This is a genomic window from Dellaglioa sp. CoH-56-MRSF-11, from assembly GCF_056782135.1.
The window spans coordinates 366,421-379,314 of sequence record NZ_JBXAYE010000001.1 but is presented as its reverse complement, the minus strand read 5'-3'; the positions used below and the strand labels follow the sequence as shown (position 1 = coordinate 379,314).

Annotated in this window: 15 protein-coding genes and 1 riboswitch; of the genes, 3 read left to right on the top strand and 12 right to left on the bottom strand. The window is 34.9% G+C overall.

The genetic code is table 11. The annotated features are described in order from the left end of the window. Nucleotides 1-67 precede the first annotated feature (67 nt). Nucleotides 68-1,030: an L-lactate dehydrogenase gene (locus AC1RPT_RS01760; protein ID WP_409021585.1), complete on the top strand. Its 963-nt coding sequence runs from the start codon at nucleotides 68-70 to the stop codon at nucleotides 1,028-1,030. Between the two features lie 148 nt (nucleotides 1,031-1,178). Beyond that, nucleotides 1,179-1,814: a cyclic di-AMP binding protein CbpA gene (gene cbpA, locus AC1RPT_RS01755; protein ID WP_409021586.1), complete on the top strand. Its 636-nt coding sequence runs from the start codon at nucleotides 1,179-1,181 to the stop codon at nucleotides 1,812-1,814. A gap of 32 nt (nucleotides 1,815-1,846) precedes the next feature. Here cbpA and AC1RPT_RS01750 read toward each other — a convergent pair whose 3' ends face one another. The 11 genes from AC1RPT_RS01750 to AC1RPT_RS01700 form a co-directional block, all read right to left on the bottom strand. Then, on the bottom strand, nucleotides 1,847-2,347 hold the full coding sequence (locus AC1RPT_RS01750; RefSeq protein ID WP_481760856.1) for a QueT transporter family protein: 501 nt from the start codon (nucleotides 2,345-2,347) through the stop codon (nucleotides 1,847-1,849). A 9-nt stretch (nucleotides 2,348-2,356) separates the two neighbouring features. Next, a riboswitch (PreQ1 riboswitch) is annotated at nucleotides 2,357-2,401 on the bottom strand. Nucleotides 2,402-2,418: 17 nt separating this feature from the next. Next, nucleotides 2,419-2,790 (bottom strand): type II toxin-antitoxin system PemK/MazF family toxin, encoded by a 372-nt coding sequence (locus AC1RPT_RS01745; protein ID WP_409021588.1) that lies wholly within the window; start codon nucleotides 2,788-2,790, stop codon nucleotides 2,419-2,421. Nucleotides 2,791-2,804: 14 nt separating this feature from the next. After that, nucleotides 2,805-3,038 carry a hypothetical protein gene (locus AC1RPT_RS01740; protein WP_481760857.1) on the bottom strand — a complete coding sequence of 78 codons (234 nt, stop codon included), beginning with the start codon at nucleotides 3,036-3,038 and terminating at the stop codon, nucleotides 2,805-2,807. A 65-nt stretch (nucleotides 3,039-3,103) separates the two neighbouring features. Beyond that, nucleotides 3,104-4,225, bottom strand: a complete 1,122-nt coding sequence (alr, locus tag AC1RPT_RS01735; protein WP_481760858.1) for an alanine racemase — start codon at nucleotides 4,223-4,225, stop codon at nucleotides 3,104-3,106. Between the two features lie 2 nt (nucleotides 4,226-4,227). Further along, a complete protein-coding gene (acpS, locus tag AC1RPT_RS01730; RefSeq protein WP_481760859.1) occupies nucleotides 4,228-4,596 on the bottom strand; it encodes a holo-ACP synthase in 369 nt (122 codons plus the stop codon). 161 nt (nucleotides 4,597-4,757) lie between these two features. After that, the gene (cshA, locus tag AC1RPT_RS01725; RefSeq protein WP_481760860.1) at nucleotides 4,758-6,368 is read right to left on the bottom strand and encodes a degradosome RNA helicase CshA; all 1,611 of its coding nucleotides are present in this window, start codon (nucleotides 6,366-6,368) and stop codon (nucleotides 4,758-4,760) included. A 162-nt stretch (nucleotides 6,369-6,530) separates the two neighbouring features. Beyond that, entirely contained in the window at nucleotides 6,531-7,907 is a 1,377-nt protein-coding gene (locus AC1RPT_RS01720) for a UDP-N-acetylmuramoyl-tripeptide--D-alanyl-D-alanine ligase (protein ID WP_481760861.1), read from the bottom strand. Nucleotides 7,908-7,941: 34 nt separating this feature from the next. Next, on the bottom strand, nucleotides 7,942-9,015 hold the full coding sequence (locus AC1RPT_RS01715) for a D-alanine--D-alanine ligase family protein (protein ID WP_481760862.1): 1,074 nt from the start codon (nucleotides 9,013-9,015) through the stop codon (nucleotides 7,942-7,944). 94 nt (nucleotides 9,016-9,109) lie between these two features. Beyond that, complete coding sequence (locus tag AC1RPT_RS01710; protein ID WP_481760863.1) at nucleotides 9,110-9,898, bottom strand: hypothetical protein; 789 nt, start codon at nucleotides 9,896-9,898, stop codon at nucleotides 9,110-9,112. A 28-nt stretch (nucleotides 9,899-9,926) separates the two neighbouring features. After that, nucleotides 9,927-10,820 carry a zinc metalloprotease HtpX gene (htpX, locus tag AC1RPT_RS01705; RefSeq protein ID WP_409021596.1) on the bottom strand — a complete coding sequence of 298 codons (894 nt, stop codon included), beginning with the start codon at nucleotides 10,818-10,820 and terminating at the stop codon, nucleotides 9,927-9,929. A gap of 18 nt (nucleotides 10,821-10,838) precedes the next feature. Beyond that, nucleotides 10,839-11,396, bottom strand: coding sequence for a LemA family protein (locus tag AC1RPT_RS01700; RefSeq protein ID WP_409021597.1), 558 nt, complete (start codon nucleotides 11,394-11,396; stop codon nucleotides 10,839-10,841). A 189-nt stretch (nucleotides 11,397-11,585) separates the two neighbouring features. Here AC1RPT_RS01700 and AC1RPT_RS01695 point away from each other — a divergent pair, with 189 nt between their 5' ends. Beyond that, nucleotides 11,586-12,050: a low molecular weight protein-tyrosine-phosphatase gene (locus AC1RPT_RS01695; protein WP_481760864.1), complete on the top strand. Its 465-nt coding sequence runs from the start codon at nucleotides 11,586-11,588 to the stop codon at nucleotides 12,048-12,050. 40 nt (nucleotides 12,051-12,090) lie between these two features. Here AC1RPT_RS01695 and AC1RPT_RS01690 read toward each other — a convergent pair whose 3' ends face one another. Further along, nucleotides 12,091-12,801: a class A sortase gene (locus AC1RPT_RS01690; protein ID WP_481760865.1), complete on the bottom strand. Its 711-nt coding sequence runs from the start codon at nucleotides 12,799-12,801 to the stop codon at nucleotides 12,091-12,093. Nucleotides 12,802-12,894 lie beyond the last annotated feature (93 nt).

Below are 12,894 nucleotides of genomic sequence, written 5' to 3'. Positions count from 1 at the left end.
GTTTTTTCACAAACAAACATGTTATAATTATTCAGTAATAATTATAGCTCTGAAAGGATGAATTATTTTGACAAAAACAGAAAATCATCAAAAAGTTATCTTAGTCGGCGATGGCGCCGTAGGTTCTAGTTACGCATTCGCAATGACACTCCAAGGTGTCGGCGAAGAATTCGGTATCATCGATGTTGCGAAAGATCGCACTGTCGGAGATGCTTTAGATTTAGAAGATGCAACACCATTCGCATTTCCTAAACGTATCTACTCAGCAGAATACTCTGACTGTGAAGATGCAGATCTTGTCGTTATCACTGCTGGTGCTCCACAAAAACCAGGTGAAACACGCCTTGACCTTGTAAACAAAAACTTAAACATCTTGAAAAGTATCGTATCTCCAATCGTTGAATCTGGATTTAAAGGTATTTTCTTAGTTGCTGCTAACCCAGTTGATATTTTAACTTACGCAACAATGAAATTCTCTGGTTTCCCTAAAGATCGTGTTATTGGTTCAGGTACTTCACTTGATACTTCACGTTTACGTGTTGCTTTAAGCAAATTAACTGACATTACAGATCCTCGTTCAATCCATGCTTACATGATGGGCGAACATGGCGATACAGAATTTGCTGCTTACTCAGCTGCAACTGTTGGTGGTCTTCCATTCTTAGATTGGGCAAAAGCTAACAACATTTCTGATGACCAACTTGCTAAAATTGAAGATGACGTTCGTAACAAAGCTTACGAAATTATCAACAAAAAAGGCGCAACATTCTACGGTATTGGTACAGCATTAGCTCGTCTTTCAAAAGCAATTTTGCGTGACGAAAATGCCGTATTACCTGTTAGTGCATACATGGACGGACAATATGGTTTGAACGATATTTATATCGGTACACCAGGTGTTGTTAATGGCCAAGGTCTTGCACAAATCATCGAAGTACCTTTAAGTGATGTTGAATCTAAACGTATGACTGATTCAGCTGCTACTTTGAAACAAGTATTAAATGATGGTCTTAAAGCATTAGGTGAATAATTTTTAATTATTTTCCAAAAAAGGAACGGAAGACATTCTTCCGTTCCTTTTTTAATACAATTTTAATAGTCAAATTACTGTTAAAAAGCTTTTTTTATGGTATTATAAAAATGTAAATGAGAAAAATTTAATATTTGGAGGCGCCTATATGTTATTAAATACTTTAGTTAAACCATTAAAAGAACTAACAACCGTCCGTGAAAGTGTCACACTTGAAGAAGCACTTACGGTCCTAGAAAATTCTGGATTCCGTTGTGTGCCAATCTTAGATGAAACGGGTCAAATTTTCCGTGGTAATATTTATAAAATGCATATTTATCGTCATAAATCACAGGGTGGCGATATGTCACTTCCTGTTACTTATCTTCTTAAAAATGCGACTAAGTTTATTTCATCTGATTCAGCTTTCTTCAACGTTTTCTTTTCAATTAAAGACTTACCTTATATTGCTGTTTTAAATGAAAACAACTATTTTGAGGGTATTTTAACACATACACGTCTTCTAGATATGTTGTCTCAATCATGGAATTTTGATGTTGGTAGTTATGTCTTAACTGTTATTTCAGCTGGCGAACGTGGTGATTTAGTTGATATGGCTAAAATCATTACAAAATATTCATCAATTGCTAGTTGTATGACTTTAGATGTTAAAGAAGGCGAATTATTACGCCGAACATTATTCACATTACCAGCTGGTGTAAACCAAGAAAAAGTTGATAAAATTGTTGATAACTTAGGACGTAAAGAATTTATTGTTTCTGAAATTGAAGATTTACGTAGTTAGACAAAAAAACAGACCCTTTCGGGTCTGTTTTTTTAATGCATTCTTTTATCAAAGTGAATAGCACGATCTAAAACGAGCATTATTGGTGCTGTAATTGTCATTATTACAAATTCAGATAATGCTGTTGTACCGTAAGTAGGCCAGAACGGTAAGCTCGCTGTAATGTTCAACATAATAGCGATTAAAAACATGGTAAATGAGAAAACCATAATATTTAAAAGCATTTTTTGCCACATTTTCTTAAACTTAGGACTAACAAAAATCACAATTAAAAGACCCATGATTGTTTGTACGCCCCCAAAAAGAACATCTAACGGACTGCTGTAAAAGAGATTAAATAAGATAACCCCTAATGAAACACCCCAGATATATTTCTTATTGAAAAGTACTAAGTGATTCAATCCTTCTGATAGTCGAAATTGAATAGCACCACTAGCCATGTTCACCATTCCTGGAACAACTGCCAATACGATATAAAGTGCAGCGATTAAACCATTAATGATTACCTGGTTTACACGATTATTTTTTGTCATTATTAATAGACTCCCTTAGTTTTTTAGCGTGGGATGGTTACGAACCACGTTTTTTTATGTCTTTTTACTGTTTATTTTTCTTTATGTATTGCTGAAACAAGTCCAACACTCATTCTAAGCGCATCATCAACCTCAAGCATACTTTTTTTCGATACATGCGTGATACGATCTTTTAGACGTTGCTTATCAATTGTGCGAATTTGCTCCATTAGTATAACTGAATCTTTTTCAATACCATCTCTACTTGCTAAAAGTCCAACATGTGTTGGCATTTTAGGCTTCTGGATGCGCGCCGTAATGGCGGCAACGATGACTGTCGGACTATAACGATTCCCAATATTGTTTTGGATAATGAGAACAGGTCTCATACCGCCTTGTTCAGAACCAATAACGGGCGATAAATCTGCATAGAATATATCACCACGTATGATACTTTCAACCATCTTATCCCAACTCTCTACATAATTTGAAGGTGCAATAACACTTCATCTTCAGATCCTTTAAAATCATTACAGATTTCACTATTCAATTGTCCCATTTCTGAGTAGCCATCAATTAACTCATCCATCATTTTTTTATGACTTAAAATAGAGTTAAATATTTCGCTATCCTTCAACGCTTCATTGGTAATCGAATAATATGCACAGTAATCGGCTATATGACTCATTGCTACTTTCTCATTTTTATCCATCTGCACTTCCCCCATAGAATTACACTCTACAGATAGTTTACCATAGCAAACTAAGCAAATAAATACTAATTTAGGTAGACATGTGGTACTCGTCCTGAAAGTGCACAGATTATTTCATAATGAATTGTTTCAGCGTACGTTGCAACATCCTGTGCTGTAATCATTTCATCGCCATCTTGGCCTATTAGAGTTACTTTTGTATCATTTGGCATTTCATGTGGCAATCTAATCATTAATTGATCCATGCAAACTCGACCAATTATTTCGCAAAATTGACCGTCGACTAATAGTTTAAAGCCTTGCATCTTTCGGGGCATACCATCTGCATACCCAATTGGTACTGTACCAACCCATTCATTTTCTTGAGCTTGATATGTAATACCGTAACCAACTGAATCACCTGCATGGATTTCTTTCACATAACTTAATTCAGATGTTAATCCAAATGCTGGTTTTAACGCATAAGGTAGTTCTAATTCACCACCAGATGGATTTAAACCATACATTGAAATGCCCATCCGAATCATATTACCGTTGCAAGCAGAGTGCCATAAGCTCGTTGCAGAATTAGAAACGTGTACATAACGAGGTCTATCAGAAACTACTGACATCAATTCATTAAATTTTGACATTTGTTTTTTAAAATACGAATCATTAGGAGAGTCTGCTGTCGCAAAGTGAGTAAAAACCCCTTCAAAGTTTAATGTATTTTGATGACTTCCAAGGAAATTAATTGCCTCTAAAAACGGTTCTGCTTCTCTAAAACCAATACGACCCATTCCTGTATCCAATGCTAAATGAACGGCCAAAGGCGCTAATTTTTCTTCACTCAGTAACTTATTAGCTTCTTGTAACCAGCCAAGTTCTGAAACAGTTACAGATATTTTGCTTTTTGCCAGTAACGGTGCATATTCAACTTTCGTTAATCCCAGAATCAAGATAGTTTCAACAAACCCGGCTTCTCGTAACGCTAATGCCTCATCAATTATTGCCACACAAAAACCTTTTACACCAGCATCTTTTGCAACTTTAGCTACTTCAATCAATCCATGACCATACGCATCAGCTTTAACAACAGCAAAAATAACCGTCTCATCTGTTAATGTCTTTTTTTCAGCTGTGATATTTGCCTTAATAGCTGCCCTATCTACCACGATTTGGGTTGGACGATGATAACCTACAACCATTTTTACATCCCCTTTTCTTGATTTTCTAAAATAACTTCAGTCATAACTAAATTGTTCGTATGAGAAATTGAAATAAAGCCATTACCCTCAAAAGGGTGCTGCGTAATTATCGGTTTACCAATTTCATTATTTAATATTTCAACATCTAAAAAGCCAACTTTATCCCCTATTCCCGTTCCAAAAGCCTTACTGTATGCCTCTTTGGCGGAAAATCTTCCAGCAATAAATTCGTCTTTATGACTACCTTTTAATTCATCAAATTGTTTAATTTCATTTGTTGTGAGAATCTTTGTTATAAATTCTTCATGTTGTTTTGCCAACTTTACTACTCGATCAATATCGGCAATATCAACACCAATTCCATAAATCATATTATCACCTATTTCTTTTCATTGATATCCTTGTTAAGTTTATCAAATTTATTCATTTTCTGCACTAAAATCGTTTATATTTTACCTATCAATATTGTAAGAATAGCAATTTTAAACAAAAAAAGAGACCTAAATTAATAGGTCTCTTTTCAATATTCAAATTAATCTTTTGTTCTGATTGTGAAGTTACGTTTTGGTGCGCTACTTCCGTTTGAACGGTTGTCATTTGAACGATTATCGCTTGAGCGGTTACCTTTGTAACCTCCGCCACCATTACCATTGCTACGGCGATCGCTACTTCCGTTACGACGATCTGAACTTCCACCGTTACTACGGTTTCCGCCACCATTACGGTTGCCTTGGTAACCACCACCGTTGCCACCACGACGATTTCCACCGCCATTGCCGCTACGACGGTTGTTTCCGCCACCACCGCCACCCCCCTTACGTCTAGGTAATGGGCGTTCTGGTGTAATCTTAACAGGTACTTGTGATGAATCATTTTTAATAACATCACTAAGTAATGCTGCAACTAAATCAGCAACTTCAAACTTAGCCATTAATTCAGTAGCTTGTTTTGCATATTTTTTAGTATCAGTTTTGTTAACTAAGGCAGTAACGTCAGCGATTGCTGTTTCAATTTGACCAGCAAATGCTTCATCATCTGTAGGTGGTGTTAAAGCCACCATACGTTTCTTAGTTAATTTTTCGATTTGACGTAAGTAATCCATTTCATTTGGTGAAACAAATGTCAATGAAGTTCCTTTATGTCCGGCACGGCCTGTACGGCCAATACGATGGACATAACTTTCAGGATCTTGAGGAATATCATAGTTAAAGACATGGGTAACCCCAGAAATATCTAAACCACGAGCAGCAACATCAGTTGCAACTAAAATATCAAGTTTACCTGATTTAAATTCACGTAAAATACTCATACGACGTTGTTGTGATAAATCACCATGGATTCCTTTAGCGTTGTATCCGCGCATTTCAAATCCTTTAGCTAATTCGTCAACACGACGTTTTGTACGACCAAACACGATTGTTTGTGTTGGGTTTTGAGCATCATACATACGTGTCATGATATCAAATTTTTCGAAATCTTTTGAGATTACGTAGAATTGATCAACTAAGTCAGTTGTTAATTCTTTTGCCTTAACAGTTACCAAAGTTGGATCTGTCATAAATCTTTCACCAATACGGCGAATAGCAGTTGGCATTGTTGCAGAGAATAACAATGTTTGACGTTCGTCAGGAACAGTTGTTAAGATGCTTTCGATATCTTCAACGAATCCCATATCTAACATTTCATCAGCTTCATCTAAAACCAAAGTTTTAACATTACCTAATTTAACGGTGCGACGACGAATATGATCTAATAAACGTCCTGGTGTTCCAACTAAAATTTGAGGTGCGCGATTAAGACTCTTGATTTGACGACGAATATCAGACCCACCATAAACAACTTGAACTTTAGCATGTTTTTCTTTACCTAAACGGTAAAGTTCTTCTTGCGTTTGAATAGCAAGTTCACGTGTTGGTGAGATGATAAGTGCTTGAACTTCATCTTTTGTTGTATCAATTGTATCTAAGATTGGTAAACCAAATGCAGCAGTTTTACCAGTACCTGTTTGTGCTTGTCCAATAACATCTTTTCCTTCTAAAGCCATTGGAATTGTTTCAGATTGGATAGGTGTTGCTTCTTCAAAACCGCTGCGTTGAACGGCCTTTAGTAGTTCATCGGATAGTCCTAATTCTGTAAATTTCAAGTATAAATTCCTCCTAATGTGTTTGCAAACTAACATGCTTCACAACACAGTTAAGAGTTCGTCGTCAATTACTGTCTTGTAAAGTTAAATTAATTTAAGTCTGACCCTTCATGAGTCACTATTTAAACTATAATAGCACCTTAAATAATATTAAGCAACTCTCTAATTACTTTGTAAAGCCGATAAAACGGTTTCTAAATGAACGCCATGGCTTCCTTTAATCAAAATAGAATCTTTTTCAGTACGTATTTTTAATAAATCTTCAACCATAGCTTCTTTTTCATCTAAATCATAATAATGAAGATGTTGATCATCATACTTTGATTTTAATGCTGTTGCTAAAGATTTTATTTGTTCTCCGTAAAGATAAACGCTTTGAATTTTTTCATTATCAAAACTATCAGCCAAGCTGAGATGCATATCGCTAGATTGCTCACCTAATTCAAGCATATCACCCAAAACAACCATTCGATTACCTTCAACATCGCTGTTTGAGAATGCTTTGATAACAGCTTTTGCAGCTGTCGGATTTGAATTATAGACATCACTTAAAATTGACTCGCCCAAATGACCTCTAAGCCACTCTGTCCGATTCTTCGTTAAATCAAAATCACTAAGCGCCTTTACAATATTTTTAGGTGACACACGATAATGACGACCAACTGAGATAGCAGCCATCGCATTATCTACGTTATATGTGCCAATCATTGGAATTGTAAAATTAAAATCAGCCATTTCTCTCACTTTAAAGCTAGTCATTGTTTGATTGCCGACAACATTTGAAACACTCAAGTCAGCACTTTCACCATGACCGAAGCCAAATGATTGCTGTTCAATATTGGAAACACGTTCTCTTAATAACGGTTCATCTGCATTATAAACCAACAAGCCGTCTTCTTTCAGCCCATTCACAATTTCCATTTTTGCATCCGCAATTTTATCTCGCGTACCAAAAAATTCGATATGTGCTTCGCCAATCATCGTAATAACAGCGACATCAGGTTGTGCAATTCGACTTAAAAAGTCTAACTCACCAGGATGATCCATCCCCATTTCGACAACAACAACTTCCGTATTAGGTTCTATACTTAATAAAGTCATCGGTACGCCTAAATGATTATTGAAATTCGCTTCCGTTTTACAAACATTATATTGCTGACTTAAAATTTCTGTAATCATATCTTTAGTTGTCGTTTTACCGTTACTACCAGTAACTGCGACAACTTTAGGATTAATTTTATCCAAGTAATGTTTTGCTAAATCTTGGTAAGCCATTAATGTGTCATCTACTAAGATAGCTGGGATTTTCGTTGGCATTGTATCTTGATGGTCAACTGCCCATAAAGTCGCTGTTGCACCATTATCAATCGCACTTTGGATATAATCATGACCGTCATTTTCTGCCACAATAGGTACAAATAAACTGCCTTCCGTTAGTTGTCGACTATCAAATGAAACACTCGATATATTAATTGGTTCATCAGTAATTTCGTTCTTGGCGCTAACTGCGCTCGCAATTTCAGTTAATTGCATTTTCATTATATAAACCCTCGCATTCATATGACCATTAAATCTATTGTTTACTATTATTTGCCTGATTTTTTTTCAATGCTAATTGTAATAATTCTTCAATTAAATCACTGTAACTCAGCCCAACGGCTTCCCACAATCTTGGATACATTGCATTTTTATAAAATCCTGGCATTGTTGTAATCTCATTTAAATAAATATCTTGGTTAGCGCTAATTAAAAAATCACACCTAGCAAGCCCTGATCCATCAATAACCGCAAAAGCTGTTTTAGAAAAACCAACTATCTTATCCAATAATTCCTCATCGAGTTCAACTGGAATTCTGGCTTCGTGATCTTCCTTCATTGCAAGTTTACGATCATAGACGTCATCAAACGACAAAATTTCTCCTGGTACACTTGTTGCGATTTCTTCGTTACCTAATAATCCAATTTCAATTTCACGTGCTACAATGCCTCGTTCTACAATCACTCGAGGACCAAGTTCAAAAGCATTATCAATTGCATATTGTAATTCAACACTATTATTCACCTGTGTAACACCGATTCCTGAACCCAAATTAGATGGTTTCACATACATTGGATAAAGTAATTCGCCCTCACATCTGGCAATCACACTTGCAGTGTTATTTTCCCAAGACTGTGAGTCAATCGCTTGGAATGGTACAACCGGAATTCCGGCTTGTTTAAAGAGTAATTTACTCATTATTTTATCATTACCGACAGCCGATGCTAGTACACTGTTACCAACATAGGGGATATTCAACGTTTCAAGTAGTCCTTGGACAGTTCCATCTTCACCATTTGGGCCATGTAAGACAGGAAAAACCACACTATCTTCAGGGTCAAATCCATTTGGCAAAAATTTTATTCCAGTTGAATTTTCATGATTATTCGTTGCTTGTCCTTTTTCATCTGTTTCTCTAAGTCTTAAATTATCAACAAATTTAACTGGTTCGTTAAGCGTCTGACCTTGCAGCCAATTCCCCGTTTTCGTAATATAAACTGGAATTACCGAATAGTATTGGTAATATATCGCTTGTGTTATTTGAAAAGCAGTTGAAAGTGAGATCTCATGTTCTGCACTTTTACCACCATAGAGTAAATAAACTCGCATTCGTATTGCCCTCCATTTTTTGCACGTCCTATTGTACCATTCTTTTTAAATTCAACAAAAATAAAAAAAGATAACATAATAATACGTTATCTTTTTAGAATATAATACTGTCTTCAAAAGCAGATTTGTTAGAAACTTCGATAAACCATTCTTGATCTACAAATCGATACTCCAAATTAGCAACTAACTTGGCACTTTCTGTCTCCAATGTTGGCTCATGCCACTTCATCTGAGAAACGTTATCTATCATAATATAGACAGGTAATATTAACTTCGTATTATTAATTGTGATCCTTGAAAAATCTAATATTACACCTTCAACAAATAATGGCATTAATTCTTCAACAATTTTTTTAGGTATCTTTTTCAACGTCATAGGACGTCGTCTAAACAGACCATTTTTTTCACGATACGATTGATTCGCATGTCTAATAATTGATTTAGAAAAAACATTATAAAATTGCGTTAAATAACGATAGTAGATTTTTAATGCATCATTTGGTAACGTTAAAAAAACGTAGTCATTCTGCAATTTATAGTAAAAAGGTGATTGAATATGAGAAAATGCATGTCCCAAATATAAGAATTCTGCTACTTCTCTTGGTGTTATTAATTCTAAATCATCTTGACTATCGAAATCAATCCAACTTTGCTTTAACCCAACAGTCTTTTTATTCAAATAACGTGCAGTATCTTCTTCCCCGGTTACCGTGTTAAATCCTGTTGCGATGTCAATTTCATTTTCATAATCCACTGGGTTTAACGATAAAATATTAGTTGGTAATCTGGGAATGCTTGTTATGAAATCTTCTTTGGAAATCCCATATGATAAAATCAAATGAGAAACCGTTTCAACATGAACGTAGACTAAATTGTCTCTCACCACTATCATCCCCATTTTATAAAATAGTTTACATTGCTTCTAATCTTTCAATTCTATCTTCCATCGGTGGATGTGTTTGAAATAATCCAGTTGTTTTTTTCTTCAATGGATTTGAAATATAAAGTGCCGCACTACTTGGATCGGCACGTTCCATTGGTTTACTATCAGAAATTTTTTCCAACGCATGGATTAGTCCTTGCGGATTACGCGTTAATTCAACAGCAGAAGCATCAGCCAAATATTCTCTGTTTCGAGAAAGTGCAAGCTGAGCAATTGTTGCTGCAATTGGTCCTAAAATAACCAATAATAATGATAAAATCATCAAAATAATTTCTAATGATCCGCCACCTTCTCGATCATCACTTCGACGGCGACCTCCGCCCCACCAAAATGAGTTCATTCCAATATTTACTAATAATGAAATTGCTGCCGATAATGCTAATGCAATTGTTGATAATCGAATATCGTAGTTGCGTACATGCGAAATTTCATGCGCCATAACGCCTTCTAATTCTTCACGATTTAATCGATTGATTAAGCCACTTGTTGCAGCAACTGCCGCGTGTTCTGGATTATTTCCCGTTGCAAACGCATTAGGACTATCATCTTCAATAATAAACACTTTTGGCATTGGAACTTGGCCCACAATCGCCATATCTTCAACAACATGCCATAATTCAGGTGCATCATCGACTGATTTTATTTCAGTTGCATGATTCATACTCATGACAACGCTAGTTGATTGTGAAATCATCAATCCCATATAAACAACTGCAATGACAACAGCCATAAGTAGTCCAGAAACAGCACTATTGAAAAAAACATAGCCAACGGCACTACCAATCGCAACCATCAATAAAACAAAACCAATTAAAACATAAACTGTTTTGCGCTTATTTCGCGCGATTTGATCATATAGCATTAGTTATCTCCTAACTGTTTAATCAAATGAAACGTTGGGTACAGCTTTTTCAGCTTCAGGGACTTCAAGATATTCTACTTTTGTAAAATGATGAATTCCGGCAACAATGTTACTTGGAAATGATTGAATTTTTGCATTTAAACTTGCAGCAGTTGAGTTAAATAGTTGACGTGAATAAGAAATTTTATTTTCTGTATTTGATAGTTCTTCCATTAACTTAGTGAATTCTGTGTTAGCTTTTAAATCTGGGTAACTTTCAGATAACGCAAAAATACTTTTCAATGATTGACTCAATTGATTAGAAACTTCCATTGTTGTTTCATGTGCATCCGTTGGTACTTGTGTTAATTGATTACGTAATTCAACTACTTTAGCAAATGTTTCTTTTTCGTGAGTTGCATATCCCTTAACAGTTGAAACTAAGTTAGGAATTAAATCATTACGACGTTTTAATTGGACGTCAATTTGACTCCATGATTCCTCAGTCCGGATTTTTGCTTTTACTAAACCATTGTAGCCGCTAATGTACATAATAACTAAAAGTACTACGATAACTCCGATAATAATCATTGCCATAATTTTCAGTCTCCTCTTTAAATATAAAGTGTCTTATTTTAGTTTCTATTCTTAATTATCATACCAAAGTTAGACCCTTTTAGAAAGCAATTAAGCTAACGGTTACACCAATTTATCTAACTAGTTTTAATAATGTGATTATTATGGCATAATAGCATTATTAAGAAATTTGTAAAGGGGATTATTAACATGAATGTATTATTTGTATGTATGGGAAATATTTGCCGATCACCAATGGCTGAAGCAATGTTACGAGACGATTTAGCTAAGTTAAACCTTTCTGACCAAGTAACTGTTGATTCTGCTGGCACAAGTTCTTCACAAGAAGGAAATGGCGCCCATGAAGGGACTATTACTAAACTTGTTGAACATCAGATTCCAACAGATGGCTTAATCTCACGTCCGGTTAGTTACTTAGATTTCATTAATAGTGATTTAATTATTGCAATGGATGATATCAATGTTGAGCGTCTTGAAAAAGCTGCACCTGCATCTAAAAAAGAAAAAATCGTTAACTTCCTTTCAATTGTTCCCGGTAAAGAAAAAGAATCTGTTCCTGATCCATGGATTACTGGTGACTTTGACGAAACTTATAACTTAATTAGTCTTGGAATGCCTTACTGGATTGATTATATTAAAGCACAAATTAAATAATAAAAATGACCACAAATTTTAAAATTTGTGGTCATTTTTATTATTTATTATTATGAATCATTTTAAAATACTTTTGAACTGTTTTTGGTGCAGCATTGTATGTCCAATCTTTAACATACTCACCTTGGACCATCAAACGTCCGGCACCCGTATCATCACAAGTAATTAATGTGACTAATTTTTCTCCGGGTACATCATCAATAACTTGAACGTCTGTTGCTTTGATATATTTCATTTTAGATGTTTCATACTCATAAATCTTTTTAGCATCTGTTAAATAGATTTTTTGGCCAATTTTCATGCTAACTAATGGACTAAACAATAAATCCTTTCGAATCATATGATGTCCAGCAAGTGCATAATTACCCTCGCCCATTTTTTGGTTTTCCTTTAAAGTTCCAGCAGCAAGTGCCAAGGTATCAGTGCTAACGCCTTTAGCAATCGGCAAGTTCATTGAGACATCCGGAATACTAATTTCTCCAAGTAAAACCAAATTTTTTTCATTTGCTTTTGCTTTCACGACATCTGCCGTATTCAAACTCTTAACTTCACTAAAATCAAAGGATGCTTTTTTATTTTTATTTTTATCGACTAATTCTGAATTAATGGTTGGGTCTGTTAGTCCAACAATAAAGTTTTTAATTTGTTCATTGAATACTAGCGAAAGCCCCACCAATAACAATAGTATTAATAATATAGTTGTTAGCCATTTTTTCCAACGACTTTTTTTAGCTGCTTTATTTTTTTCCATTAATAACCCCCACTTTCGCTTAACAACTATTTTACCATATAACTTTTATCCTTGTTTAGTGTTATGATTATAATTATCAAAAAATATCTTTAG

Bases quoted from the DNA above. Each gene is read 5' to 3' on its own strand.
- AC1RPT_RS01720 (WP_481760861.1), bottom strand. From the start codon at position 7,907: ATGAAAATGCAATTAACTGAAATTGCGAGCGCAGTTAGCGCCAAGAAC.
- AC1RPT_RS01750 (WP_481760856.1), bottom strand. From the start codon at position 2,347: ATGACAAAAAATAATCGTGTAAACCAGGTAATCATTAATGGTTTAATC.
- alr (WP_481760858.1), bottom strand. From the start codon at position 4,225: ATGGTTGTAGGTTATCATCGTCCAACCCAAATCGTGGTAGATAGGGCA.
- AC1RPT_RS01715 (WP_481760862.1), bottom strand. From the start codon at position 9,015: ATGCGAGTTTATTTACTCTATGGTGGTAAAAGTGCAGAACATGAGATC.
- AC1RPT_RS01690 (WP_481760865.1), bottom strand. From the start codon at position 12,801: ATGGAAAAAAATAAAGCAGCTAAAAAAAGTCGTTGGAAAAAATGGCTA.
- cbpA (WP_409021586.1), top strand. From the start codon at position 1,179: ATGTTATTAAATACTTTAGTTAAACCATTAAAAGAACTAACAACCGTC.
- AC1RPT_RS01740 (WP_481760857.1), bottom strand. From the start codon at position 3,038: ATGGATAAAAATGAGAAAGTAGCAATGAGTCATATAGCCGATTACTGT.
- AC1RPT_RS01745 (WP_409021588.1), bottom strand. From the start codon at position 2,790: ATGGTTGAAAGTATCATACGTGGTGATATATTCTATGCAGATTTATCG.
- htpX (WP_409021596.1), bottom strand. From the start codon at position 10,820: ATGCTATATGATCAAATCGCGCGAAATAAGCGCAAAACAGTTTATGTT.
- AC1RPT_RS01700 (WP_409021597.1), bottom strand. From the start codon at position 11,396: ATGGCAATGATTATTATCGGAGTTATCGTAGTACTTTTAGTTATTATG.
- AC1RPT_RS01695 (WP_481760864.1), top strand. From the start codon at position 11,586: ATGAATGTATTATTTGTATGTATGGGAAATATTTGCCGATCACCAATG.
- acpS (WP_481760859.1), bottom strand. From the start codon at position 4,596: ATGATTTATGGAATTGGTGTTGATATTGCCGATATTGATCGAGTAGTA.